Origin of the sequence: Pseudomonas sp. NFACC04-2 (assembly GCF_900119265.1) — a bacterium.
GTDB classification, from domain to species: domain Bacteria; phylum Pseudomonadota; class Gammaproteobacteria; order Pseudomonadales; family Pseudomonadaceae; genus Aquipseudomonas; species Aquipseudomonas fluorescens_AA.
The window spans coordinates 373,099-399,698 of record NZ_FPJC01000002.1 but is presented as its reverse complement, the minus strand read 5'-3'; the positions used below and the strand labels follow the sequence as shown (position 1 = coordinate 399,698).

Below are 26,600 nucleotides of genomic sequence, written 5' to 3'. Positions count from 1 at the left end.
TCATGAGCGTCTCGAATAAAGAACCCCAGGGCCAGGTCAAGGAATCCTTGCTGCCGGCCCCCCATGACATCGACGCGCTGGTGCGCGCCGAACATCACGATCCGTTTTCCATCCTGGGGCCACATGGCGACGGTGCTGGCGGTCAGTTCATCCGCGCCTACCTGCCTGGCGCGCTGAGCGTGCATGTGCTGGCCCGGGAGGGCGGCGATGAGTTGGGGGAACTGCAACCCACCGAAACCCCGGGATTGTTCGCCGGCCATTTCGATCGCGCCCAAGCGTACTTGCTGCGCACCCGTTGGGCCGGCGGCGAGCAGGTTGCCGAAGACCCTTACAGCTTCGGCCCACTGCTGGGGGAGATGGACCTTTACCTGTTCGCCGAGGGCAATCACCGCGACCTTAGTTCCTGCCTCGGTGCACAGCTGACCACCGTCGACGGTGTCCAGGGCGTGCGCTTCGCCGTGTGGGCGCCGAATGCACGACGGGTTTCGGTAGTAGGGGATTTCAACGTCTGGGACGGACGTCGGCATCCGATGCGCATCCGTTATCCATCCGGCGTGTGGGAGATCTTCATCCCGAGGCTTGGCCCCGGTGAAGGTTACAAATATGAAATCCTCGGCGCCCACGGCATTCTGCCCCTCAAGGCCGACCCGGTGGCGCTGGCCACGCAAATGCCACCGGACACCGCCTCGAAAGTCGCTTCGCCCTTGAAGATCGAGTGGCAGGACGACGAGTGGATGCAGAGTCGTCGCGAACGCCAGCTACCGGGCGCGCCATTGTCGATCTATGAGTTGCACGCCGGCTCTTGGCAGTGCGAAATCGACGAGGCGGGCGAGGTGGCCCGGCAATACAACTGGCATGAAATGGCCGAGCGGCTGATTCCCTATGTCAAGGATTTGGGTTTCACTCACATCGAGCTGATGCCGATCATGGAACACCCGTTCGGCGGCTCCTGGGGCTATCAGCCGCTGTCGCAATTCGCGCCAACGGCACGCTTCGGATCGCCCGACGATTTCGCCGCGTTCGTCAACGCCTGCCACCAGGCCGATATCGGCGTCATCCTCGACTGGGTGCCGGCGCATTTCCCCACCGATACCCACGGCCTGGCCCAGTTCGATGGTACCGCGCTGTACGAATACGGCAACCCGCTGGAGGGTTTCCACCAGGATTGGGACACGCTGATCTACAACCTGGGCCGCACCGAAGTGCACGGCTTCATGCTGGCTTCGGCGTTGCACTGGCTCAAGCATTTCCACGTCGACGGCCTGCGGGTGGATGCCGTGGCCTCGATGTTGTACCGCGACTATTCGCGCAAGGCCGGCGAGTGGGTGCCCAACCGTCACGGCGGTCGGGAAAACCTCGAGGCCATCGATTTCCTGCGGCACCTCAACGATGTGGTGGCGCTGGAAACTCCCGGCGCGCTGGTCATCGCCGAAGAGTCCACCGCGTGGCCGGGGGTCAGCCAGAGTACCCAGCAGGGCGGCCTGGGTTTTGCCTACAAGTGGAACATGGGCTGGATGCACGATTCGCTGCACTACATCCAGCAAGATCCGGTGTACCGCGCCCATCACCACAACGAACTGAGCTTCGGTCTGGTGTATGCCTGGTCCGAACGCTTTGTACTGCCGATTTCCCACGACGAAGTGGTCCATGGCAAACGCTCGCTGATCGACAAGATGCCCGGTGACCGCTGGCAGAAATTCGCCAACCTGAGGGCCTACCTCAGCTTCATGTGGGGCCATCCCGGCAAGAAGCTGTTGTTCATGGGGTGTGAGTTCGGCCAATGGCGGGAGTGGAACCACGACCAGCAGTTGGATTGGTACCTGCTGCAATACCCTGAGCACCGGGGCGTGCAGAAACTGGTGAGCGATCTGAACCGGCTGTACCGCGAAGAGCCGGCGCTGCATGACCAGGATGACGCGCCGCAGGGCTTCCAGTGGCTGATTGGCGACGATGCGGTGAACAGCGTCTACGCCTGGCTGCGCTGGAGCAAGGAGGGCAAGCCGGTGCTGGTAGTCGCCAACTTCACCCCGGTGCCGCGTGAGGCCTACCGGGTCGGCGTGCCGTTCGCCGGGCGTTGGGTGGAGTTGCTCAACAGCGACGCCGACACCTACGCCGGTTCCAACTACGGCAACGGCGGCGGCGCCTCCACCGAAGAAGTGCCCAGCCATGGCCAGGCCCTGTCGCTGGAACTGAACCTGCCGCCGTTGGCGGTGTTGATCATGCGGCCGGAGGGTTAGGTTCTACATAAAGGACAACTGTGGCGGTCATAGAATCAAAGATCACCACAGTTCCAATGTGGGAGCGGGCTTGCTCGCGAAAAGGGCCTGACAGTCAGCATAGATGTTGACGGTCAGACCGCTTTCGCGAGCAAGCCCGCTCCCACATGGATGTGCTCACCGGAAGGAGTTTTGTGATTCCTTCAGCGAACCAGGCACGGCTGCTTGTTATTGAACGTCCAGCCCGGAATCAGGAACTGCATCGCCACCGCATCGTCCCGCGCCCCCAGGCCCATGCCTTTGTACAACTCATGGGCCTTGGCCAGTTGGTCGAGGTCCAGCTCGATCCCCAACCCCGGTTTTTTCGGCACCTGTACGCAGCCACCCTGTATCTGCAAGGGCGCCTTGGTCAGGCGCTGGCCGTCCTGCCAGATCCAGTGGGTGTCGATGGCGGTGATGTCGCCCGGTGCCGCGGCGGCCACGTGGGTGAACATTGCCAGGGAAATGTCGAAGTGGTTGTTGGAGTGCGAGCCCCAGGTCAGGCCCCACTCATTGCACATCTGCGCTACCCGCACGGAACCCTGCATGGTCCAGAAGTGCGGGTCGGCCAGGGGAATGTCCACGGACTGCAAGGTGATGGCGTGGCCCATCTCGCGCCAGTCGGTGGCGATCATGTTGGTCGCCGTCTTGAGGCCCGTGGCGCGGCGGAACTCGGCCATGACCTCGCGCCCCGAATAGCCGTTCTCGGCACCGCAAGGGTCTTCGGCATAGGCCAGCACGTTGTGTTGGTCGCGGCACAAACGGATCGCTTCCTTGAGTGACCAGGCGCCGTTCGGGTCCAGGGTGATGCGGGCCTGGGGAAAGCGTTCGGCCAGGGCCGTGACCGCTTCGATTTCTGCGTCGCCTTGGAGCACGCCGCCCTTGAGCTTGAAGTCCTGGAAGCCATAGCGGGCCTGGGCCGCTTCGGCCAGGCGGACCACGGCGTCGGCGTCCAGGGCCTTTTCGTGGCGCACGCGGAACCAGTCGTTGTCGGCATCCGGTTCGCTGCGATAGGCCAGGTCGGTCTGCTGGCGATCACCGACATAAAACAAATAGCCGAGCATCTTCACTTCGTCGCGCTGCTGGCCTTCGCCGAGCAGGGCGGCGACCGGTACGTCCAGGTGTTGGCCGAGTAGATCCAGCAACGCCGCTTCCAGGCCAGTGACCGCGTGGATGGTGATGCGCAGGTCGAAGGTCTGCAGGCCACGGCCGCCGGCATCGCGGTCGGCGAAGGCGTGGCGCACCGTGTTGAGGATCTTCTGGTACGTGCCGATGGGGCTGCCGACCACTAGCGAGCGGGCGTCCTCGAGGGTCTGGCGAATGCGCTCGCCGCCGGGCACTTCGCCGACGCCGGTGTGGCCGGCGTTGTCCTTGAGAATGACGATGTTGCGAGTGAAGAACGGGCCATGGGCGCCGCTGAGGTTCAGCAGCATGCCGTCATGGCCGGCCACGGGCACGACCTGCATGCTGGTGATGATCGGGGCTTTGCTGGTTTCTGGAAGGCTCATCTGTACTAATCCTTGGACAATCGAATGATCAGACGTGGCTGGCAGCCGGATCGACCGGCGTCGTCACGGCTTTGGGCTTGGGCGTGTTGCGTGCGGCAAACACGATGATCGCGGCAATGATCGAGGTGGCCGCCAGGCCATAGAGGCCGCCCTGGATGGAGCCGGTGTGCTCTTCCAGCAGGCCGAACGTGGTCGGGGCGACGAACCCGCCGAGGTTGCCCACCGAATTGATCAAGGCAATCACCCCGGCGGCGATCCGCGCGTCCAGGTAAGCCTGGGGAATGGGCCAGAACAACGACGACGCCGATTTGAAGCCCAGGGCCGCGAAGCAGATGGCGACGAAGGCGAAAATCGGTCCGCCTGTGGTGGACATGAACATCCCCGCCGCCGCGATCAACAGGGCGGTGGCGACCCAGGCCTGCTGGAATTTCCACTTGGCCGACAGCGAGGCGAAGGCGTACATGCCGACGATCGACAGCAACCACGGGATCGAATTGAACAGCCCGACCTGAATGTCGCTCAGTTCGCCCATTTTCTTGATGATGCTCGGCAGCCAGAACGTGGCGGCATAGATCGTCAATTGAATGAAGAAGTAGATCAGGCAAAACAGGATGATCTGGCGGTCCTTGAGCAACTGGCCGATGGACAGTTTGATCGGCGAGGCGGCTTCCCGCGCCCGCTGTTCATCGTCGATGGCCTTGACCAGCACATCCTGTTCTTCACGGCTCAGCCATTTGGCGTCATGGGGCTTGGAGTCCAGCCAGAACCAGACGAAGACACACAGGCAGACGGAAAACATCCCTTCGATGAAGTACATCCACTGCCAGCCGTGCATGCCCAGGCCGTTGATTTGCAGCAGCAGCCCCGACAGCGGGCCGGAGATCAGCGACGCAATGGCCGAACCGCTGAGGAAGATGGCGATGGCTTTGCCACGCTCGACGCCGGGCAGCCAGCGGGTGAAATAGTAGATCACCCCAGGGAAGAACCCGGCTTCGGCCACGCCCAGCAAAAAGCGCAGGATGTAGAAGTGGGTTTCGTTCTGGATGAAGGCCATGGCCGCCGCCACCAGGCCCCAGGTGAGCATGATGCGGGTCAGCCAGATGCGGGCGCCGATTCGTTGCAGCAAGATGTTGGACGGTACTTCGAACAGCGCGTAGCCGATGAAGAACAGACCGGCACCAAAGCCATAGGCCGCAGCACCGATACCCAGGTCGTGCTCCATGTGGGCACGCACGAAGCCGATGTTCACGCGGTCGATGTAGTTGACGATAAACATGATGACGAACAGCGGCAGGATGTGGCGCTTGACCTTGGCGATAGCCGACAGCAGCACCGGATCCGCGCCGGCATTCGCCTTGAGGCTGGATGTGTTCACTGGTTTTTCTCCCACTCGTTATTTTTATGCGGGCATCGTGCAAGTGCCGATGTTGATAGACATCATACAACTTGATTTTTTTGGATGACAAGCAGTTTTTCAGCATCATTGGATTAGGTGAGAGGCGTTTTTATGCCGTATTTGTTGGGCTTTATCCGTGATTACGATTTTATCCAGCGTCTGTCCGGCTTGCGCGAAGCCGTTTTTTGAACCGGCTATCTTTGCTGAGATGGGCTGATCTTGAGTGTTGTCATACAAGTTGATGGCTTGATGATGAGATTTCCGACGCCCGCTGGTGATACGATCAGTCAGCCTGTATTCAAGGAACCCCGGCGATGCCGCAAGATACCGACGCGCCCCTGCGCAAGCGTACCCACAACCTGGCCCACGACCTGGTGACGAAGCTGAGCCAGAGCATTTTGCTGGGGCAGTTGAAACCGGGTGAGAAGCTGCCGTCGGAAGGTGCCATCGTGCAGGCCCATGGCGTCAGCCGGACGGTGGTGCGCGAGGCGATTTCCAAGTTGCAGGCTTCGGGGCTGGTAGAGACCCGCCATGGCATCGGCACCTTCGTGCTGGCGCAAACCGGCGAGCCAGGGTTGCGCCTGAATGTCGACACCGCCGCGGGAGTGCGGGCGATCCTGGAACTGCGCCTGGGCCTGGAGACCCAGGCCGTCGCCTTGGCGGCCCAGCGCCGCAGCGACCACCAGTTGCAGCAGATGCGCCAGGCGCTGGATGACTATCAGCGGTTGTCCAACAACAACGACAGCTGTGTCGAAGCCGACCGGCGTTTCCATCTGCTCATCGCCGAAGCCACCGACAACGCCTGCTTTGTCGAAATCATGCAGCACCTGGGCAGTGCGATGATTCCCAGGACCCGCGTGAACGTGGCCGAGCGCGGCCAGGCCGATCTAAGCAAGCTGGCGCAGTTGGCCAACCTTGAGCACGAGGCGATCTTCAACGCGATCAAGCGCCAGGACCCGGACGCCGCCCGCGCCGCCATGTGGCTGCACCTGACCAACAGCCGTGACCGGTTTGGCGCGGGACCCTGACGGTTCATCGTCGCCTGATCCTCCGCTATCGCGAGCAAGCTCGCTCCCACATTTTTTCGAGGTGTTCTCAACTGTGGGAGCGAGCTTGCTCGCGATGGCGGCGGCACACCCAACATTTCCATAACTGACCCACCGCTTCTCACAAGAGGGACGTGGATATTTCCGTGGCTCAGCCCGCTTTGGCCGGACCGGTGGTGGCGTTTCCGGCCATGGGGGTGGGGGTGCTTTTCATCAGGGCATCCAACGCCTGCCGGTAGTTTTTGCCCGCCAGGCTCATGCTGTTGTTATGTGTTCCCCCGGGTACCAGCAGCAGACGCTTGGGTTCCCGGGCGGCGTTGAACAGTTGCTCACTGAAGTGTGGCGGCACGTAGCGGTCGGCGGCGCCATGGACAATCAGCAGCGGCATGTTGATCTCACCGATCTTGTCGATGGAGTCGAACTTCTGCGACAGCAACCAGCGCACCGGCAGGGATGTATTCGCCATCGAGGTGGCGACATCGCCCAGGGAGGTGAACGTGGATTCGATCACCAGGCCCCGGGCCTGGGCTTTGCCATCCTTCGCCGCCTTCTGCCCGAGCTGCGCAGCGAGGTCCACCGCGACGGCGCCGCCCAGGGAGTGACCATAGATCAGCCGCAGGCCTGGGTCCGGTTGCAGCACTTCGAGACGCTCCCAGGCGATGCGCGCATCTTCATAGACACTCGCTTCCGATGGCAGCTCTCCATGGCTTTTGCCAAAGCCCCGGTAGTCGATGGCCAGCACCGAATAGCCCAGCGCCCGCAGTTGTTGGATACGAAACAACTGGCCGGTCAAATTCCAGCGTACACCATGTAAATACAGGATGGCCGGCGCGTTCTTGCGTTCGGCCGGCCACCACCAGCCGTGGATGTTTTCCCCGGCCTTGAAGCTTTTTGGCTTGAGGTCGAACTCCTGCACGCCGCTGGGCAGCCCACTGAACCAGCTCGCCGTCCCCGGCTCGATGCGAAAGACCAGTTCCCGCTCCTTATGCTGCAACACAGCGCAGCCCACCGGCAGGCCGACCACCAATGCGATCATGCACAGCCAGACCAACCAGCGGCGTTTCAGGCCAGAAAGTAAGAGTGAAGACATCGATGCCATTCGCTAGTCGAAACCGAAGATGCCTTGTAGCAGATTCTCCGAAAGCGGCGCAGGGATTTGCGACTGTCATTCGTCTGAAGTGCGCTTTTCGACGTTAGAAAATCCCCCACGATCAAGCCTCCATGACAGGGGGGATTACGCCTTCTCAAGCTCAACCAGTTCAACCGTCCGCTCAGTGTTGCCATACCCCACCTTTGGCACCCCCGCCAGGCGCTGATGCAGCACCTGGGTCAATGAGCAGCCAGGTGCCAGGTAGGTGTCGCCGAAATCCCCATTCAGTTGCATGGGATGAACAATCACTTCCAGCAAACCATGATCCGGTGCGGCGGCGTGCTGCAAGTCGGCTGGCGTGCAGACATAGTCGGCCGTCGCGCCGCATAGGCGACGCAGGCGGCGATTGAGTAAGGTCTTGAAGATTCGCTTGGGGACATTCAGGTTGGCGCCCAGGTTGCGCGTCAGGCGAATGGGCACATCTTGCCGCGCAGCGAAGCGCGCCACCAATGCTCCGATGGGCCAGATGTTATGTACGTGTTGATGGGAGTCGAGATGGCTTGGGCGCAATCCGTGGTCCAGGCAGCGTTGCCATTGTGCCTGGAGTTCGTCCTGTATGGCGGCGAGGTCCTTTGAGCCCAGGTGCAGGCAATAACGTGACAGTCCGAAGTTGAACTGGCCGTCCACATCGCAAAACGCCGGGCGCGACTGTATGGCCTGGCTCAACGGCTGCCCATGGCTGAGATTGATATGCAGGCCGATGCGTCCCTTGAGCCGGGGCTGTTGGGCCAATATACATGCCTGTTCGAAGCCCGGCGTATTGGCCATGATGGTGGCGGAACTGATCAGCCCTGCTTCGAAGGCTCGAACGATTGTCGTGTTTTCGCTGCGGCTCAACCCGAAGTCGTCAGCGTTGATGATCACTTGGCGGGGCATGTGAGATCTTCTGTTCCTTGGGGGTAGAGGATGAATCCGTTGCCGTGTTTTTTTGGCGAGGGTGTTTACGAAGCCAGGGTTTAAGACTTTTCCAGAGTCGCAGGGCGAGCCCGAGGATCAGGCCACCGAGTTGCCAGGAATAAAAACTCCAACGCCAGTGCTCCAGTTGTCCGGTCATGCGTTCGTGCAATTGATGGCTGGAATTGTCGAGACTGACCCGTGACGCATCGATCCAACGCCAGTTTTCGTCCAGCCCCCAGCGAATCCACTCTTCGAGTAATACCCGGCCGCTGCCCAGGTCAGCGTGCTGCGGCAGGAATGCGAGGTTGTAGTCATACAATCGGCCTTGGTCCAGCAGGCCGAGGCGATAGCTGATGCATTCACCGTTCAGCTCCAGCATCACCACCCGTACCAGGCCTTGGGCGGCGAGGGCGGTGAAGGCATGGTTCATCCATTGCCGGCGCCTGGGGTCGGCGAAGATGCCGACACCTTCCTCGCCTTTCCAACTGGCGGCCTCGACGTCGGCCAGGGCTCGCAACAGCTGCCCCATGCTGATGGCGTCCGGTGTCACACGGCGGATTTCGGCACCGCAAGCGGCGATCCGCTTGCGCGCCCGGCGCAACTTGTAGCGTGGATCGCCAGAGATTTCCTGATGGTCGCTTTCGCTGATCAGGTGCACCGGAACCCGGCAACTGAGTCGTCGCTCTCCGGTCGAGCTCATTGCCATCCAGGCACTCAAGACACTTTGCTCGCCGACCGGCTCCACCACTTCATTGAGTTGCAACATCGCGTGGGGCAGTTGCTGACGGATCTGCATCAGCGCCTGGCCCATACCTTCGGTGTCCAGGCGCGCCAGCAGGGCGATGCGGTCGGCCAAGGGGTAACCCAAGTGATGCAACACCCGGAACCGCAGTCCGCCGATACGCTCATATCCCGAAACCAGGGGCAGGCATAGCGACAAGTCCTGGTCCTGCCAGCCCAGTAACACATGCAATTGCTGATCAGGCAACAGGGCAAATTCCGCCGCTTGCAGCCAGGCCAGGGTATTGAACGGGGTTGCGTCGGCCACCTGGGTTCGCAGCTGTTCATAAGCTGATACAGGAAAGTCCTCCGCGCCCAGGGAGCGACACCATTGGAACCGGATTGTCATGGACGTCAGGCCGCCGCTGTGGATGCAACCGGCTTGGCCGGTTTACGAAAAGAGTCCAGGACCGAGCCGGTATAAAACGTGTCACGGAAGAACCGCCAGCGGCCGAACAAGCAATACATATGGGTGATCTGGCCGCGCTCCTGATAGTCCATGCGCAGGTGTAGCTTGACGGCTGGAATGTTGCGCAGCTCGAAGACATCGACCACTTTGTCGCAACCTTGCTTGGCCATGGCTTTCCACAGATCCAGCTGTATATCCACCGATAATTGGGTCCCCCAGTAAGCGCGGTACAGCTCACCGCCGAACTCGAAGAACTCGCCCGGTTTCACCGGAAACCAGCAGCGAAAGAAATGGCGGTCGAAATAGTCCCGTGTACTGCCCCAGATGAAAGCGACGGTGTCGCCCTTGTCGTCCAGGTACATGAGCCCGGCGTAGCCTTCGGCAGCCAGTTCGCGCATGGTCTCGACGCGGTCGCCAAAGTAGGTGGCGAAGGCATCGGCATTGCTGATGGTGATGCGTTCCCGGCGCAACGGCGTATAGGGCCTGAGGTTATTGGGCGGTATCGGGCTGACCAGATCGCGCTCCATCCACACCAGTTGTTCGTGGAAGTACACGTAGTGTTTGCACAGCTGATTTAGAACAGTGCGCAGCCCTTTTTTCCGAATTCGATCACGCAATTTCTGCAGAATGTTCATGGTGCCTCCTGGCGAGGGGCGGGTTGGGAAAAGATCCCATCGCGAGCTTGCTCGCGATGGGGTGGTTAGAGCGCCATGGACATCAGGCCGGCGCAGTCGATGCAAGCGGTGGCGCCGGTTTACGGAAGGCGTCCAGTACCGAGCCGCGGTAGAAGGTGTCGCGGAAAAACCGCCAGCGACCGAACAGGCGATACACGTGGGTGATCTTGCCGCGTTCCTGGAAGCCCATGCGCAGGTGCATCTTGATCGCCGGGGTGTTTTGCAAATCGCAGACATCGACCATTGTGTCGCAACCTTTGTCCGCCATGATTTTCCACATTTGCACCTGCATGTCCGCCGACATACTGGAGCCCCAGTAGGCGCGGATCATCTCGCCACCGAACTGAAAGTACTCACCAGGCTTGATCGGGAAGTTGCAGCGATAGAAATGCCGGTCGAAGTAGTCCCGTGTGCTGCCCCAGGCGAAACCCACGGTGTCGCCCTGAGCATCCAGGTACATCAAGCCTGTGTAGCCTTCGGTCGCCAGCTCGCGCATGGTTTGGACGCGGTTGCCGAAGTGCCGGGCAAACGCGTCGGCATTGTCGACCGTGATGAACTCCAGGCGCATCGGCGGGTAGGGCTTGAGGTTATGCGGGGGGAGTGGGGTTCGCACATCGTGCTCCAGCCACACCAGTCGGGTGTGGAAAAACACGTAGCGCCTGAACAGCTGTTTGAGGACGGCGCGCAGGCCTTTTTTCTGAATGCCATCACGTAATGCTTGCAGAACGCTCATGGTGCCTCCTGACGGGTGGCGGGTTGGGGGAAAGAGAGGGCGCTCCAGCCCAGCGCAAACACGGTTTCTCCTGGCAGGAGAAAACGGATCTGCCCGGCCTCGCAGTTGAACGGGGCGCTACGGCTTTGGTTGTCGGGGCCGAAATACACCAGTTCGGCTTTCGCCTGGGGGCAGGGCCCACCGTCCAGGCTGACCTGTTGCGGGCGCGTGCTTTTGTTCACGCCCAGCAGGCTGCGCCTGGCGTCGGTGGCCATGGCCAGCACGTCGACTTCGAAGGCGTCGTTATCCAGGCGTAGCACCAGGTCGAGCCAATGCTGTTGGATGAACTGTTGGGCCAGACCCACCGGCTTGAGTTCGAAGCGCTGGCTGTCCAGCACTCGCACCATGCCTTTGGGGTATTCAGGTTCGTCGGCGAGCATGAACCAGTTGAGCATCTCCAGCCAGCCGTCGGCCGAGGCGTTGATGACCACGGACGTCCACCACAGGGCGGCGTAGTGGGTTTCCTGGTCGTAAGGGCTCAGGCTCGAGCCGCTGGACATGTTGGTCTGGTCCAGCAGCAAGGCCTTGTTCGGCCGGCCCTTGCTGTCCAGCCCCACCAGGCCGGCTGCACGGCGCACGCTGTTGCGATAAACCCGGGTCGCCAACAGATCGCGGATCATCCATTCATGCCAGGCCAGGGCGTCGATCTGGTCGCCGTAGTTGGCCAGCAAGCGCCGCGCCCAATCGATCCCGCGCCGCTCAGCGGCGTTTTCCGCCAAAGGACCATTGGTGAACCGGGAGCTGGCCGGTATGGCAATGCGCACCCCGGCACGGGCATTGGCGGGGATGGCGCGAACCTGATTGGCCATGCTCTCGAACACCTGCTGGTAGCTGGCGAAATCCGGGTAGTTGAGGTTCGGCTCATCGGCGAAACTGAGGTAGTGGATGCCTTTGCCGCCCAAGGCGCGGGTCGCCATGAGCCAGGCTTGCAAACCGTTGTTGCTGACGCGGTCGGCCCGCAGGTCGGCCTTGCGCGCGCTACCGGCCAGCAGAGTGATGTCCCGGGTGATGCCGAAGCGGTCCTGGTACAGGCGCCGAAACTGATTTTCATGGTCCGGCCTGTCTGCGGTGATGTCGACCAGGCTGTAGTAGCTGGCGGCCTGGGGCTTGAGGGCTTCGATCACCGGGTAGGCCGATGGCGGGGGCATGACGTAGGGCAGGTAGACTCCCAGCTTCGGGGTTGTCCCCAGGACGTCGTCATAGAGTTTCAGACGCACCTGCCCCGGGTCCTGGCGCAGCGGTTGCAAATGCCCTGGGTCTTGGGCGAACAGGTTCGCCGTGCCATCCAGCCAGAATGCCGCCTTGCCGTTGCCCTGCAATTGCAGGCGCCAGGTTTGCTCGACATTGGCGACGGGCAATGCCACTTGATCGAACTGCCCATAGGCCGGATACGGCTTGAGGTTCAACTGCACCTGTTTGCCATCGGCGACGCGCCGGGCTTGCAGGCTGCGCACGCCGCCGTGGAACTTGCCCGCCAGCATGGCCTGTTCGCCAGGGGCAACCTTGAAATACAACTCATCGCCGTCGTGGGTTTCGGCATTGAAATGCACCTTGGCCGGGGCGAACAGCGCCCGGGTATGGGCGTCGTGTTCGACGGTGTAGCGGCGGAAACTGTAGCCGGGAATTTCCAGGCGATAGCTGGCGGCCCCTGGCAGCAAAGGCCACTGCTGCTCGCCACGTTCCTGGACGGCCTTGATCAGGCGTTCACCCACCAGGCGCCCTTGGCCGTCGAGCAGGTACAGGTGTTCTGTGTTGGCGTCGGCCTGCCAGGCGGGTACCCAGCGCACGGTCACGTAGTCCGGGCGGTCGGTCTGCAGGTACAGGCTGCCATCGCGGATGCCGGTCCATTGCATGGCCGCGCCATGGGCCAAGAAGGCCAGGCCCCAGAGGTACAGGCCGGCAGCCACCTTCCTCCGCCACCGCGCCGGCCCCGTCGCGAGCAAGCTCGCTCCCACAGAGGGCGGCACATTCACCCTGGATGCAAGCTGAGCCACCGCCTTCACAAGGACAACCCCGCACCCTGTGGAAGCGAGCTTGCTCGCGATGGCGGTTTGGCGGACAGCGATGCTCATGCCGATTTCCCCAGCAGCATCTGGCGCATCGGCAGCAAATCGCTGGGCAGGATGATCAGGGTCTGCCACAGCGCCACGCCACTGAGGCGGCAGTACATCGCCAGCAGCGCCAGGGTCACGCCCAGGTAGGCGATTGACGACGCGGCGGCAGCGCCGACGATGCCGTAGCGGGGGATCAGGATCAGGTTCAACGCCAGGTTCAACAGCGCGCCCAGGCCCATCAGCAACGACACCGTGCCGGGTCGGTCCTTGCCCAGCAGATCCAGGCGCAGGATGCTCGCGTAGCACAGCCCGAACAGGCCTGGTAGCAATGCCAGCAAGGCGGGGTAAGCCGGTTGGTAAGCGACACCGAACAGGGTGACGATCAGCCATTCGCCGATCAACGCCATGCTCAGGCAAGCGCCGAGCATCACCGTGGCGGTCAGGCGCAGCGCCAGGGGGGTCAAGCGCTGCATGTCACTGTCTTGTTGCAGCAGGCGTTTCATCAGTGGCGTGGTGACAGCTTCCGGCACGATCAGCAGCAGTTCGGCGGCGGCGCTGGCCATGGCGTAGTGACCCACGGCCGTGCTGCCCAACAGGGCGCCGATGAACAGGTAGTCCGAGCGCAGTATCACTTGTTGGAACAACAGGTCCGGGTGGCTGCGGGCGCCGTAGCGCAGCAGCTCGTTCTGGCCGGCGCGGTCCCATTGCAGGGTGATGTCCTGATCCCGGCGCAGCCAGACCCAACCGGCCAGCACCACCAGGCTCAGGCCCGCCAGCCAACTGATCAGCGCCGCTTCCAGGGCTGCGTCTTTCCACAGCCAGAACAGCGCAATAAACAACAGCAGGGGCGCCAGGGATTCCAGCAGGCGCAAGGCATTGAAGGCGCCCACGCCACCGGAGGCGTTGTGCAGCGTCAGCAGGCCACTCTTGAGCACGGTCAGCGGCACGGCCAGCAACAGCAGCCAGGCGAGCAATCCCAGTTGTGTAGTGATGTCCAGTTCACCGCCGAACTCGCGCACCAGTGCCACCACCAGCACGGTCAGCAGCCCGGCCAACAGGCAACCGAAGACCAGCACCTGGCTGAGCAAAAGACCCATCGAGCGCTGCTGCGCCGCCTGATAGCCCACGGCGGAATTCAGGCCGCCGCTGGTGGCGGCGCTGATCAGGTCCGGCAGGGTGCTGAGCAAAGCAAACAACCCGCGTTCGCTGGGCCCGAGAATCCGTGCCAGCAGGACATTGCGCAGCAGACGCAGGCCGATCATCGCCAGGCGCGTGCCCATGCTCAGAGCCAGATGCTTGAGGTAATGAGCACGGCTCATGGGCGTGTCCCTCGGCGAATGCGCCAGGCTAGCAATTCAGGATGTTGGGCATTGCGCTGACTGACGCCGAAGCGCGGCAAGTTCAACGGATCGCCGTCGGGGCGATACAGCCCCGCCTCGGTGCCCAGGGCGAAGCTAAAACCGTGGGCCGCCACCTGTTGGCGCACGCGGGCATCGTGATCGCCGTTGGGGTAGCAATACACCGGCAAGGGCTGGGCGCAGCCGTTTTCCAGGGCGGTCCAACTGCGCGTCAGTTCTTCGTGCAGGCGCTGGTCGTCCAGCCCGGTCAGAATCGCGTGGCTGGCACCATGGGGACCGAAGCGGATCAGGCCGGAATCTTCGAGCATGCGCACCTGGGACCAGTCCAGGGCCTGGGGTTGGGAACCCTGCGGGCAGGCGTCGGTGAGTTCGCTCAAGGTGTGTGGATCGAGGCTCTTGAGGCTTTGCAGGTAATGCAGCAACGCCAGGCTGCGACGCTCGTCGTCGATATCATCGAGCAGCACCGGCAACGGGCGGCCGGCGTGCTGCAAGTGCTCGATCAACGAATGCCGGGCCACCTGGCCATGGCTACCCCAAAGGGTCTCGCCGATGCTCTCCCACCAGAAGTGCTGGCGACTGCCGATGAAATCGGTGGACAGGAAAATGCTCGCCGGCACCTGGTATTGGCGCAGCAGAGGAAAGGCATTCATGGCGTTGTCGCGCCAGCCGTCGTCAAAGGTCAGGGCCACCCGCGGACGGTTCGGGACGCTTTCAGGATCGGCCAGCAACAAGCTCATCAGCGGCACACACTCGAAATGCCGTAGCAGCCAGATCAGCAAATGTTCAAACGCATCGGGTCCCACGCACAGCTCGTTGCGATGGGGCAATTCGGCGGCGCGGTCGTTGTTCAGGACACGATGCAGCATCAGGATCACGCCGGCGCCACGCAGGGGGTGGCGACCCAGGGACGTGTTCAGGTACAGCCAGCCGCCGGTGCGCTTGAAGACTTGTTTGATCGACATCGGCTCTTCTCCTTAGCGATTCTGCTCGGGGTTCCATTGGCTGTAGCGATGACCCCGCAGGAACTGCCAGAGCCCGATACTCATACCCGCCAGTGTCACCAACACGAACGCCGCCAGGCGAAAGGGCCGGGGCAAACGGTGGCCGGCGTCCATCAACCCGATCAGTGCCATGGCGTAGCCGAGCAACTGCGCCACCAGGCTCAGGCGATAGAACGGATGGTCGTTCCACAGCCAGGCATTGCTCAGCAATAGGGGCAACAGCAACACCGGCGCCAGGCGGCGGATCAACTTGTGGCTGATCAGTCCGATGGCATAGAGGCCATGACGCAACGGGTTGAGCAGCTCCCGGCGCTGGGCCAGGCTTTGCAACCCGCCAACGGTGACCCGCTGGCGCCGGCGAAACTGTTTATCGGCTTCGTCCACGCCCTGGTCGGTCACCCGGGCGCTTGGCACGTAGACGATGGACTTGCCAGCGGCCGGCGCGCAGGTGCTGAGGAAAAAGTCATCGTTGACCTGGGCCGGGATCGGCTGGAACAGCGCCCGACGCAAAGCCAGCAGGGCACCGTCGGCCGAGACCATGCAACCGGTGCGGCTCTCCACCCGCCGCAACCAGCCTTCGTAATGGCGATACAGGCTGTCGCCCAGGCTCAGGCCTTTGCCCGGCACCGGGATTTCCATGTGCCCGGCACAGGCGCCGACTTCCGGATCGCCCAGCGGCGCCAGCAGGTGGCCGAGGGTATCGACGGCCCATTGGTTGTCGGCGTCGGTGAACACCAAGATCTCGCCGCGGCTGTGGGCGACACCGGTGTTGAGGGCGGCGGCCTTGCCCTGGCGCGGCAGGTCGAGCACGGTGATGCGCGGGTCGATCACTCTGCGTGCGCACACCACCGTATCGTCGGTGGAGCCGTCGCTGGCGAGGATGATTTGCAGTGAATGGGCCCGATAGTCCTGGGCCAGCAAGGTCCGCAACTTCGCCTCGATGTGCCGCGCTTCGTTGTGGGCGGCAATGACGATACTCACGTCCATCGGCAGCGCCTTGCCGTAGTGCCGCAGCGGAAACAGCGGCGCCAGCAGGCTCAGCATCAAGGGATAACCGAGGTACGCGTACACCGGCAGCAGCAGGCACGACCAATAAATGAACTCAGCCACGGGCAGGTCTCCTGACGTTCCAATGACACAGGTTGAGCAGCAAGGCGGCGCCGGTCAGGTGCAGGCGCACCCCATGCAAAGCCCACAATTGCAGGGTCAGGCACGGGTCGCGCCGACTCTGGCGCAGGCTCAGCAGCAGAGGGGGCAGCGCAGTGACCAGCAACAGCATCAGCGCCAGGTGCAACTGCCCCTGGAACACCGCGAGCAAGGCCAGCAGGTCCAAGCACCAAGCGCCGACGGACAGGGCCGGGAAGCGCAGCAGGCGCAGGCTCGGGCCATGGCTGCGCAGCAATTGCAGATGACTGCCCTGGCGCCACAGCTCCTTGCTCATCCACTCGCGCCAACTGCCTTCGTAGCCCCAGTGCAGGGCCACGCTTTCGTTGACCAACAGCAACTGCGCCTCGGCCTGGCGCAGGCGCAGGGAAAAATCCTTGTCTTCACCGGTGCGCAGGGTTTCGTCGAAGCCGCCGACCCGTTCGAACCAACTGCGGCGCATCAACAGGTTGGCGCTGGGCAGCCACTGCACCCGATGCAAGAGGCGTGACCCCGAACGTTGACTGCGGCGCTGCCAGGCTTCGGCGAACCACGGTGCCTGCCGGGGCGTGTCCAGGTCCAGGCCCAGTACATCGCCCTGGTGGCCTTCGAGTTCCAGCAACAGCTTGAGCCAGTCCGGCGGCATCTCGATGTCGGCGTCGATGAACGCCAGCCATTCACCCCTGGCGACGGCGGCGCCGCGATTGCGCAGGGCGCCGATGTGCACGCCGGGTACGATCAGCACTCGCGCGCCCAGCTCGTTGGCAATGCGCGGGCCGTGGTCGTCGGAGCCGTTGTCCACCACGATCAACTCGCATTCCAACTGCGCCTGGCGGGCTGCTTCCTGGGCCGCCTGCAGGGTGCGGCCGATGTGTCGGGCCTCGTTGTACATCGGGATCACAATACTGACGCCACTCATGGATGAGCCTCCTGTGCCGTGGCCTGTTCGGCGTCGTAGCGCAACACGCTGGTGAGGGCGAGCATGATCCACAGCAACTTGTGGTTTGGCGCACTGAGAAACATCAGGAACAGTCCCAGCGACAGGAAACTCATGCCCAGGTGCGTCAGCAGGTCCGCCTGTGCCCAGTCGCGGCGCTGCAGCCAGAGCCGACGGGCGTGCAGCAGGTTGTACAGGCCAAGGCCAAGCATGCCGACGAACATCAGCCCGCCCGGCACGCCGATTTCGCTGAAGATTTCCAGGTAGGTGTTATGGGCCCGGCGATACAGGTCCCCCAGCTTGCGGTTGGCCGAGAACGCCTTGGCATAGCCGGTGGGGGCGTAGTGCAGGGGAAAGGTTCCAGGCCCAGACCCGAGTATCGGGTTCTCGCGGATCATCTGGCTGCCGACCAGGATGTACGAGGCGCGGCGGCCCAGGGATTCGTCCTTGTGAGCATTGACGCCGGCGCTGAGGATGCTCAACGACTGGATGCGTGCCACGTAGCCGGCGGGCATCACCGCGACCGCCAGGGGAATCAACAATGCCAGCCCAAGCATGGCGAAGCCCAGGTGCCGCGGACGGATGCGCGGCAGCTGCGCACGATAGTGGTACAAGCCGATCACCAAGCTGAGCAACAGCACCACCAGTCCGGAGCGCGACTCGGTCTTGGTCATGCCGCCGAGCAATAGAATGAACCCCGCACTCCAGAACAATCGGTGCAACAGGTTCGGACTGCGCAGTACCAGCCACAAGGCCAGCGGTACGGTGAACGCAATCAACAGGGCAAAGACGTTGGGGTCTTCCAGCAGGCCGGATGCGCGGCCCTGATCCTGATACTGGGCCGAGAACATCGCGAGCACGCACGTGGTGGAAACGCTCACCGTCATCAGGCGGGCGAACAGGTCCAGATTCAGTTCGCGACCGATCAGCAGGGTGATCACGAATAGAATTAGCCCCACCGTCAGCTCTCGCAGGTGGGTCAGGGACAGGTCCATGTTTTCCGAGAGCAACAGGCTCAGGCCATACAGCACCATGAAGCCGATCAGAGGCTTCCAGATATTGCTGCGCAAGCGTGTCGCGGGAATCTGGTGCAGGGCCAGTTGCAGCATCAAGATCAGGATCAGCGCCAGGCCAAAGAACTTGCTGCCGGAAAACGCGCTGTCCTTGAACAGGCCTTCGAATGGCACCAGCGCGGCAATGCCCAGCAAACCCCAGCCGGGCTTGCGGTACAGCACGGCGACGCCGACCAGGCCGAGCACCGCGCCCGGGGCGAGGAACGGATAAGGGCTGGCCAGCAACGCCAGGCACACCAGGCCCAGCAGGCTGATGATCGAGAGTGGGACAATCATGAGCGAGCCTCCCGTGCCGTGCGGATGTAAAGCTGCGACCAGCGTTCGGCCAGCGTGCGCAGGTCGTAGCGATCCTGTTGGGTGCGGCGTGCGTTGTCGGCGAGGATCCGCGCCAAGGGCGGTTCGCTGAACAGCGTTTCGATCTGCGCCGCCAGGTCCGCACTGTCGGCCGGTGCCGCGAGCAGGCCGTTATGGCGGTCCTGCAACACGTCGGGAATGCCGCCGACACCGAACGCCACCACTGGCACGCCGGCCTGCATGGCTTCGAGCAGAATCATCGGCGTGCCTTCGGTGCGCGAGCTGATCACCAGCGCGTCGAGGCGACTCCACCAGGCGTTCATGTCGGTCTGGTAGCCGGGTAATTCGATGCGCGTGGGCAGCCCGGCGTCGGTGATGCGTTTGAGCAGCGTCTGGCGTTCCGGGCCGTCGCCGAGCATCACCGCGTGCAGCGACGAATGCCGCTGGCACAGGGGGATCATGGCGTCCAGGAACAGGTCCGGGCCTTTCTCGCTGCTCAGTCGGCCGACGTAGCCGACCCGCCAGCGTTGCTGGTCGGTACGGTGGGCCAGTGGTGTGCTGGCCGCTGGCAGGCCGTTGGGGATCACGTCGAGTTTCTCCGCTCGTACGCTGGCCCGGCGGTGCAGCGTGGCGATGCTTTCGGCCACGCAGACCACTCGCTTGACCGAGGCGGTGCGGCACAGTTGCAGGCTCAGCCAGGTGTAGAAACGCTGCTTGGGGCTGCGCGGCGTGAAGCCATGCTGGGTGATCACCAACGGCAGGCGCAGCAGCGTGGCCGCCGACCAGCCGAACAACAGCCCCTTGAAGTTGTGCGTGTTGATCAGCGGTCGCTCGTCCCGGCGCTGGCGCAGGTGCTGCAACAGCTCGGCCCAACTGGCGCAGTGACGGCAATCGACCCCGGCCTGGCGAAAACGCGTGATCAACGTCGGCGGCGCCGCCAGGAACAGCACCTGATGCTGTCCGGGCGTTGCCAGGCAATGATCGAGCAGCATCCGCTCGGCCCCATAGAAGCCACCGCTGTCGAGCAGATGAATGATCGACAGGGGGCCGCTGTGGCGGGGCGGGTCGAACGGCGCGTTCAATTTCGCACCCAATGGACAAGGCTGGGCAGGCTCCAGTTGCGGTGCGGATTGACCTGCTCGGGGGACTGTTCGTTGATCACCAGCAGCACCGGCACATCCAATTGCCGGGTGATTTGCGCTGGGTGCTTGAAGCGGTGATCGAAGAACTCACGCACATAGACCAGGGCGATCGCCAGCAGCAGGCCGCTGAACATGCCGAAGACAATGATCAGCATCGGCTTGGGAAAGGCCGCGGCGGTCGGTTCGAACGGCGGGCTCAGGACCCGGGCGTTGGACAGATCGTTGTCCAGCGAGCGCGCGGTGCTGGCTTCGGCGAAGCGCTGGGCGTAGGTGGAGAAGGCCGCGTGCAAGGCATTGATTTCGGTGTCCATCTGCCGCAGCTTGCTTTGGGTTTCCTGCAACTGATGGATGCGCTCCTTGAAGGCGGCGATGCGTTCGACTTTCTGATTGATCACCGAACTGACCACTGCCAGATCGGTGGTGCGTTCCTGGATCCGGTTGTTGACCACTTTCAGGAACTGCTGGCGCGTGCGGACGATCTGTTCCCGGGCCAGCAGCATCGGTTCGCTGCTGGGCTGGAAGATCGCCAGGTCATTCATGTAGCGGCTGACCTGGCTGGTCAGTTGCTCGCCCAGTTGTTTGATCTCCCGGTCCTCGAAGGCAATGTTGTCCACGGTAGTGGTGAAGGTGAACGGGAAGGTGTAGTCGTTGAACCGGGAGCTGTTCGCCGCCGCCAGGCTGGTCTTGAGGTAATCGAGCCAGCGTTGGCTTTGCAGCAGGCGATCCTGATACAGGTTCAGGGCCTGTTCTTCGGTGTTGATGGCGTTCAGGCGGAAGGTGATTTCTTCCTTGGGATCGGACGAACCGATGTTTTCCAACAGCCCCAGCCGGGTGCCTTCCAGGCCGTCGAGGCGGGTCTGGTATTGGGCTTTCTTCTGCTCGTAGAAGGTCTGCGGCAGTTCGATCGATTGCAGGTCCTGGCGGTTGCTGAGGTAGTTCTGCAGCAATTGCGCCACGAAGCGGGTGCCCTGGGCCGGGTCGCCGAAACTGTAGACGATGGAAATGACGTTGGAGCCGGGCAGGGTCTCGATCTTCAGGTTTTCGATGGCCTCGTCGGTCAGCGTATCGAGCACGGTGTCGCGCACCGGATCGACCTCCAGGCCCAGGCCATCGCGCAGCGGGTTGATGACGTACTCGCGCAGGGGCTGGGTGATGTACTTCTTGAGCGGCTCGCTCACCCATTTGTTGAGAATGCCCGGGCTTGGGGTGTAGTCGCCCTGGTCGCGCAGAGCGCTGATGGTCTGCCTGATCAACGCCGGTGAGCGCAGGATATTGCTCTCGGTTTCCATGTCCGCCAGGGACGGCGGGATGAAGGTGGCGTTTTCCTGGTTCAGCGACGTGGTGGCGTCGCCCTGGGAGAGTTTTTTCGACTGGACGATCACCTGGGCGGTGATGTCGAAGCTCTGTTTGAGCATCAACGGCAACACCAGGGCGATCACGGCGAAGATCAGGAAGACGCGCTTCACCCACTGCTTGTTGGCGAAGAAGATCCTGAAGAACTCGTGCAAATAATTTTCCTTGGGATTCATGATCAATTACCTGCTGCAGAAGTGTCGGTACTGGATCTGCTGCTGTTGTCGCCTTTGCTATCGAGGCGGTAGCCCAAGCTGACGCCAACGCCCTGGAACAGCACCACGTCGGCCAGTTGCCGCGCCATTTCACCGGCTTTGGCCAGGCCGGTCTTGGGCACGTACAGCATGTCTTCCGGCTGCAGATAGGCGATCTGCGAGGCGTCACCGCTCAGGGCTTTTTCCACGTCATAGTGGCGGGCTTCGACCTGGTTGCCGTTGCGGCGCATGATCACCACCGAGTCGAGCCGGGCCTTGACGTTGGTGCCACGGGCCAGGGTCAGGGCCTCGAGGACGGAGATTGGCCGGCGGATCGGGTAGGAACCAGGCTGTGCCACCTCACCGAGAACATAGATCTCGTTGCCGGCGGTGGATTTGAGCAGCACGTCAACGGTCATGCGCCCGGGCAGTTGGGCGTATCGCTCGTTGAGGAACGTTTCCAGCTGTGTGACGGTCATGCCCTGCAGGGGCACGGAGCCGATTTCCGGGAAGCTCGCGTAGCCATCCCGGCCCACGGTGATTTCCCGGCTCATGCCGGTACCCGGGTGGGTCAAGGTGTTCCTGAGGTTCGTCTCGCTGGACAGCGGGCTGGTCACCAGCACCGTCAACTGATTGCGGTTGGGCTGGAACAAACTTTTCTGGTCATAGGCACGCTGGACCGCCAGGCGGGCTTCGTCGGTGGTCAGGCCGGCGACTTTCACCGAGGTGTTGGCCCCCGGCAGTTCGATGCTGCCGTCGGGCATCACCTGTTGCGTGCCGTTGAGCTGGCTGGCGGCGGTGAAGTTCAGCGCCACCTGGTCGCCCGCCTGCACCCGATAGGCCTGGGGCCCGGTGGTGCTGATGTGAAAGATCACATCCAGTACGTCCTGGGGCCGCAGGGTCTGTTCGACCTTGGGCATGTCGGTGGCCTGGGCGTTGGCCGGTGCGGCCGTGAGTATCTGCACCGGCATCGAGCGGGTATCGCTGGTGCTGGAGCAACCGGCAAGCGGCAGCAACAGCAGGACAAGCATTCTGGCGTTCATCTCGTCATCCTTTTGCAGGCTTACAGGTTGTTGTAGAGCCACTTGGGCATGTAGTACTTGCGGCGGTTGAACACGCTGCCGACCACTTTCGCGCCCGCTTGGGACAGACGCTGGCGGGCGGCCTGGGCCACTTCCCAGCGGGTGTCTTCACCGCGCACCACCAGCACCACGCCATCCACCTGGGTGCTGAGCACCAGCGTGTCGCTGACCGAATACACCGCGTCGGCGTCGATCACCACAAAGCGGTACTGCGTCGCCAATTGCCTGAACAGCGGGCGCAGGCGCTCGGGGCTCAAGCGCTCGGCATTGCGGCCCAGGCGACCGTGGGGCAGCACGTCGAAGGGCAGGCTGGACGCCTGCACCACGCAGTCCTGCAACAGGGGCGGGGCGAGGCTGTTGAACAACAGGTCGGTGAAGCCGCGCTCCTTGTGCAACGCCAGTTGCTGGCTGAGGTTGCGCGGTGACTGGCTGGCATCCACCAGCAAGACGCGACCGTTGCTCATCTGCGCTAGCTGAGCGGCCAGTGCCATGGCGCTGGTGCTGGTACCGGTGCCGGTGTTGGCGGACGTCAAGAGCAGGGTCCGCAGGGAAGGGTCGAGCACGGTCGAGGTCAGGTTGGTCTCGCTCGGGCTGGCTATGGTCAGGATATTCGTTGAACCGTCCATTTAACTCGCTCCGTGGCCGCTGAAAACTTTGAAGGGGGTAAGCATCAGGATCTTCAAGTCCAGCCACAGGCTTTGTTCAGCGATATAGCTGAGGTCCAATTCCACGCGCTGGTCGAAGTCGATATTGCTGCGCCCGGAGATCTGCCACAGGCCGGTCATGCCGGGGTAGATGCTCAGGCGCACAAGATGGTTGTCCTTGTAGCGATAGGCGTTGAACGAGGTCGGCCGCGGGCCCACCAGGCGCATGTCGCCGGTCACTACGTTGATCAGGTTCGGCAGTTCGTCGAGGCTGCTGCGGCGCAGGAACCGGCCGATGGGCGTGATGCGCGGGTCGTTGTCGATCTTGAAATCGATGGCATCGGCGCCGTGTTTGTTGAGGTGGCGCAGCGATTCCTTGAGGGCTTCGGCGTCGGCGACCATGGTGCGGAATTTGTACATGCCGAATACCCGGCCGCGATAGCCGGTGCGTTTCTGTATGAACAGCACCGGGCCCGGGCTGGAAAGCTTGACCAACAGTGCCAGGCCCAGCAACAGCGGGCAGAACACCACCAGGATCGCCAGTGCGCCGAGGCCGGCCACCACCCGATTGGTGCGCGAGACCGTCCAGGGCCGGCCGCCGTCGCGACCGGTCAACCAACCACGGCCTTGGCGGTGAATGGCCGCGTCCAGGCGCCTGCGGTGCTCGGGATCGACACGTTTATCGCGCCCGGGGGCATTGATCGCAATGATTTGCTCATGTCGGGTCATAGACTCCTCCGCTGAGATTGGGCCGCAAGCGGCGCGTGGGCAGGCAGTGGGTAATACTCGAGGAACCACTGGATGAAGCGGCCCAGGCCGTCGTCCAGTTCGATGCCCGGCTTGAAGCCGGTGGCCCGCGCCAGGTCGCTGGCGTCGGCGCAGGTGTTGAGCACATCGCCCGCTTGCAGGGGCAGCAGTTCGACGCGGGCGGTGCGTCCCAGGTGTTTTTCCAGCAGCGCCACATAGGTGCGCAGCGCCACCGGGTGTTGCCCGCCGATGTTGTAGATCCGCCAGGGCGCGCGGCTGGTGGCCGGGCCCGGTTGTTCGTGATCCAGCAAGGGTGTGACCTGGGGCGCATGGTCGATCAGGCGGGCGATGCTTTCGACGATGTCGTCGATGTAGGTGAAATCCCGCTGGTGCTCGCCGTGGTTGAACAGCTGCAGCACACGGTCTTCGGTGATGGCGCGGGCAAACTGGATCGGCGACATGTCCGGCCGGCCCCAAGGGCCGTATACCGTAAAGAACCGCAAGCCGGTGCAGGGAATACCGAACAGGTGGCTGTAACTGTGGGCCATCAGTTCATTGGATTTTTTGCTGGCCGCGTACAGCGACAGCGGATGATCGACGTTGTCCTGCACTGAATAAGGCGTGCGCGGATTGGCGCCGTATACCGAGCTTGAGGAGGCGTAGATCAGGTGTTTGACCGGATACCGGCGGCAGTTTTCCAGGATGTTCAGGAAGCCGGTGATGTTGCTGTCGACATAGGCCTGCGGGTTTTCCAGGGAGTAGCGCACGCCGGCTTGGGCCGCGAGGTGAATCACCACGTCCGGGCGCCGGGCCTGGAACCATTCGTCGATGGCCGTTGCGTCGGCCAGATCGAGCCGCGCCAAGGGGAAGGTGCCGACCTGGTCGTTCACCCAGGCCACGCGGTCGTGCTTGAGCTGCGGGTCGTAGTAGTCGTTGAAGTTGTCCAGGCCGCACACCCGATGGCCGTCGCGCAGCAGCCGCAACACGACATGGGCGCCGATGAAACCGGCTGCGCCGGTGACCAGGATGTTCACGCCTGTGGCCCTGGTGCCGGAGTGCCGGGCACGGTGTGGCGCAGCCCGATACCGCGATACAGCAGCCCGGCTGCGGCCAGGTGTTCGGGGTTGTACAGGTTGCGGCCATCGATGATCACCCGGGCGCGCAACTTGCTGGCCAGCAGGTCGAAATCCACCACGCGAAAGTTCTTCCACTCGGTGCAGATCACCAGGGCGTCGGCGTCTTCCAGGGTGTCATCGCGGGTCGCGCAGAGGTTCAGGTCCTTGCGATAGCCGTAGAGGCGACGGCATTCGGACATGGCTTCCGGGTCATAGGCCTGGACCCGGGCGCCTTCGCGCCACAGCGCTTCCATCAGGTAGCGGCTGGGGGCTTCGCGCATGTCATCGGTGTTGGGCTTGAACGCCAGGCCCCAGATGGCAATCGATTTGCCGGCCAGGCCATCCGGGAATTGCTTCGCCAGTTTCTCGAAGAGGATGTGCCGCTGGCTGTCGTTGACGTCGGTGACGCTGCGCAGCAGGCGCAGCGGCATGCCGCTTTGTTCGGCGGTGTGCAGCAGGGCCCGCAGGTCCTTGGGAAAGCACGAACCGCCAAAACCGCAGCCGGGGTAGATGAAGTGATAACCGATGCGCGGGTCCGAGCCGATGCCCTTGCGTACCGCTTCTATGTCGGCGCCCAGCCGTTCGGTGAGGTTGGCCAGTTCGTTCATGAAGCTGATGCGGGTGGCGAGCATGGCATTGGCAGCGTACTTGGTCAGTTCGGCGCTGCGGTTGTCCATGAACATCAGTTTTTCGTGGTTGCGGCAAAAGGGCGCGTAGAGCTCCGTCATCTGGTCGCGGGCCACCGGGTCGGCGGTGCCGACAATGATCCGGTCCGGCCGCATGCAATCGGCCAGGGCGCTGCCTTCCTTGAGAAATTCGGGGTTGGACACCACGCGCACGTTCAGCTGTTTCAGGCCGCGCCGGGCCAACGCCTGGCGGGCGCATTCGGCCACCTTATCGGCGGTGCCCACCGGCACCGTGGACTTGATGACCAGGGTGCGGTCGCTGTCCATGAAGTCGGCGATCTGCCGGGTGACGGCCAGCACATGGCTCAGGTCGGCCGAGCCGTCTTCATCGGCGGGGGTGCCGACGGCGATGAAAATAAGCTCGCCGTGATTGACCGCGTCGCTGGCCTGGGAACTGAACGACAAGCGTCCGGCCTTGATGTTGTCTTCGAGCAGATTGGACAACCCCGGCTCGCTGATGGTGGGTACGGCTTGTTGCAGTTGCCGGATCTTGTTCGGGTCGATGTCGATGCACAAAACGCGGTGTCCGACGTCGGCCATTGCGGCCGCCTGAATCAACCCGACATACCCCGTACCAAATACGCTCACGTCCATTTTTGGCGCGCCTCGCAGACCGAATGATGTAACTCGGATGAAACTGTTTAGAGGGGTATAGCGCAGCTTCAGAAAAGCGTGTCAGCAAAATGACAGTTGTCAGTGTTGGCAATTCAAGTGAAGTCGGGCCTTTTGATATCAAGTCATTGACTGATCTAGCAAAGTGGCTGTTTTACTGGGGGTGTAGAGCGTTTAACAAAGCGATAAACGGTCGTTATCCATAGATTTTTATATTTTGTTACCTATTTTCGTGTCGTTTTTGGGGTAACTTTTTTTTGACGCTTGGGTGAGGGGAG

Annotated in this window: 22 protein-coding genes; 2 read left to right on the top strand and 20 right to left on the bottom strand. The window is 62.6% G+C overall.

Going from position 1 to position 26,600, the window contains the following annotated elements:
- Positions 1–2 precede the first annotated feature (2 nt).
- Entirely contained in the window at positions 3–2,237 is a 2,235-nt protein-coding gene (gene glgB, locus BT125_RS04005; RefSeq protein ID WP_072405272.1) for a 1,4-alpha-glucan branching protein GlgB, read from the top strand.
- A gap of 182 nt (positions 2,238–2,419) precedes the next feature.
- Here glgB and gudD read toward each other — a convergent pair whose 3' ends face one another.
- A complete protein-coding gene (gene gudD / locus BT125_RS04000) occupies positions 2,420–3,763 on the bottom strand; it encodes a glucarate dehydratase (protein WP_072405271.1) in 1,344 nt (447 codons plus the stop codon).
- A 28-nt stretch (positions 3,764–3,791) separates the two neighbouring features.
- Positions 3,792–5,138, bottom strand: a complete 1,347-nt coding sequence (locus tag BT125_RS03995; RefSeq protein WP_072405270.1) for an MFS transporter — start codon at positions 5,136–5,138, stop codon at positions 3,792–3,794.
- 335 nt (positions 5,139–5,473) lie between these two features.
- Between BT125_RS03995 and BT125_RS03990 the strand changes: the two genes are divergently transcribed.
- A complete protein-coding gene (locus BT125_RS03990) occupies positions 5,474–6,187 on the top strand; it encodes a FadR/GntR family transcriptional regulator (RefSeq protein ID WP_072405269.1) in 714 nt (237 codons plus the stop codon).
- A 169-nt stretch (positions 6,188–6,356) separates the two neighbouring features.
- Here BT125_RS03990 and BT125_RS03985 read toward each other — a convergent pair whose 3' ends face one another.
- The 18 genes from BT125_RS03985 to BT125_RS03900 all read right to left on the bottom strand — a co-directional run bounded on the left by BT125_RS03985 (position 6,357) and on the right by BT125_RS03900 (position 26,304).
- Positions 6,357–7,295 carry an alpha/beta hydrolase gene (locus tag BT125_RS03985; protein WP_072405390.1) on the bottom strand — a complete coding sequence of 313 codons (939 nt, stop codon included), beginning with the start codon at positions 7,293–7,295 and terminating at the stop codon, positions 6,357–6,359.
- 144 nt (positions 7,296–7,439) lie between these two features.
- Positions 7,440–8,231 carry a ChbG/HpnK family deacetylase gene (locus BT125_RS03980; RefSeq protein ID WP_072405268.1) on the bottom strand — a complete coding sequence of 264 codons (792 nt, stop codon included), beginning with the start codon at positions 8,229–8,231 and terminating at the stop codon, positions 7,440–7,442.
- Positions 8,203–9,381, bottom strand: a complete 1,179-nt coding sequence (locus BT125_RS03975) for a GNAT family N-acetyltransferase (RefSeq protein ID WP_072405267.1) — start codon at positions 9,379–9,381, stop codon at positions 8,203–8,205. Before BT125_RS03975 ends, BT125_RS03980 begins: the two co-directional genes overlap by 29 nt.
- Positions 9,382–9,386: 5 nt before the next feature.
- The gene (locus BT125_RS03970) at positions 9,387–10,076 is read right to left on the bottom strand and encodes an N-acetyltransferase (protein ID WP_072405266.1); all 690 of its coding nucleotides are present in this window, start codon (positions 10,074–10,076) and stop codon (positions 9,387–9,389) included.
- 82 nt (positions 10,077–10,158) lie between these two features.
- On the bottom strand, positions 10,159–10,848 hold the full coding sequence (locus BT125_RS03965; protein WP_072405265.1) for a GNAT family N-acetyltransferase: 690 nt from the start codon (positions 10,846–10,848) through the stop codon (positions 10,159–10,161).
- The gene (locus BT125_RS03960) at positions 10,845–12,740 is read right to left on the bottom strand and encodes a hypothetical protein (protein WP_072405389.1); all 1,896 of its coding nucleotides are present in this window, start codon (positions 12,738–12,740) and stop codon (positions 10,845–10,847) included. Before BT125_RS03960 ends, BT125_RS03965 begins: the two co-directional genes overlap by 4 nt.
- A gap of 215 nt (positions 12,741–12,955) precedes the next feature.
- Complete coding sequence (locus BT125_RS03955; RefSeq protein WP_072405264.1) at positions 12,956–14,260, bottom strand: lipopolysaccharide biosynthesis protein; 1,305 nt, start codon at positions 14,258–14,260, stop codon at positions 12,956–12,958.
- Positions 14,257–15,261, bottom strand: a complete 1,005-nt coding sequence (locus tag BT125_RS03950) for a polysaccharide deacetylase family protein (RefSeq protein WP_072405263.1) — start codon at positions 15,259–15,261, stop codon at positions 14,257–14,259. The genes BT125_RS03955 and BT125_RS03950 overlap by 4 nt, the downstream gene beginning before the upstream one ends.
- A gap of 12 nt (positions 15,262–15,273) precedes the next feature.
- Positions 15,274–16,410, bottom strand: coding sequence for a glycosyltransferase family 2 protein (locus BT125_RS03945; protein WP_072405262.1), 1,137 nt, complete (start codon positions 16,408–16,410; stop codon positions 15,274–15,276).
- The gene (locus tag BT125_RS03940; RefSeq protein WP_072405261.1) at positions 16,403–17,362 is read right to left on the bottom strand and encodes a glycosyltransferase; all 960 of its coding nucleotides are present in this window, start codon (positions 17,360–17,362) and stop codon (positions 16,403–16,405) included. The genes BT125_RS03945 and BT125_RS03940 overlap by 8 nt, the downstream gene beginning before the upstream one ends.
- The gene (locus BT125_RS03935; protein WP_072405260.1) at positions 17,359–18,729 is read right to left on the bottom strand and encodes an O-antigen ligase family protein; all 1,371 of its coding nucleotides are present in this window, start codon (positions 18,727–18,729) and stop codon (positions 17,359–17,361) included. The genes BT125_RS03940 and BT125_RS03935 overlap by 4 nt, the downstream gene beginning before the upstream one ends.
- Positions 18,726–19,829, bottom strand: coding sequence for a glycosyltransferase family 4 protein (locus tag BT125_RS03930; RefSeq protein WP_072405259.1), 1,104 nt, complete (start codon positions 19,827–19,829; stop codon positions 18,726–18,728). Before BT125_RS03930 ends, BT125_RS03935 begins: the two co-directional genes overlap by 4 nt.
- On the bottom strand, positions 19,826–21,418 hold the full coding sequence (locus tag BT125_RS03925; RefSeq protein WP_072405258.1) for a GumC family protein: 1,593 nt from the start codon (positions 21,416–21,418) through the stop codon (positions 19,826–19,828). Before BT125_RS03925 ends, BT125_RS03930 begins: the two co-directional genes overlap by 4 nt.
- Positions 21,419–21,420: 2 nt before the next feature.
- Entirely contained in the window at positions 21,421–22,479 is a 1,059-nt protein-coding gene (locus BT125_RS03920) for a polysaccharide biosynthesis/export family protein (protein ID WP_072405257.1), read from the bottom strand.
- 20 nt (positions 22,480–22,499) lie between these two features.
- Positions 22,500–23,144, bottom strand: coding sequence for a CpsD/CapB family tyrosine-protein kinase (locus BT125_RS03915; protein ID WP_072405256.1), 645 nt, complete (start codon positions 23,142–23,144; stop codon positions 22,500–22,502).
- Positions 23,145–23,891, bottom strand: coding sequence for a sugar transferase (locus tag BT125_RS03910; RefSeq protein WP_072405255.1), 747 nt, complete (start codon positions 23,889–23,891; stop codon positions 23,145–23,147).
- The gene (locus BT125_RS03905) at positions 23,888–24,943 is read right to left on the bottom strand and encodes an NAD-dependent epimerase (RefSeq protein WP_072405254.1); all 1,056 of its coding nucleotides are present in this window, start codon (positions 24,941–24,943) and stop codon (positions 23,888–23,890) included. The genes BT125_RS03910 and BT125_RS03905 overlap by 4 nt, the downstream gene beginning before the upstream one ends.
- Complete coding sequence (locus BT125_RS03900; RefSeq protein ID WP_072405253.1) at positions 24,940–26,304, bottom strand: UDP-glucose dehydrogenase family protein; 1,365 nt, start codon at positions 26,302–26,304, stop codon at positions 24,940–24,942. Before BT125_RS03900 ends, BT125_RS03905 begins: the two co-directional genes overlap by 4 nt.
- Between the last annotated feature and the right edge of the window lie 296 nt (positions 26,305–26,600).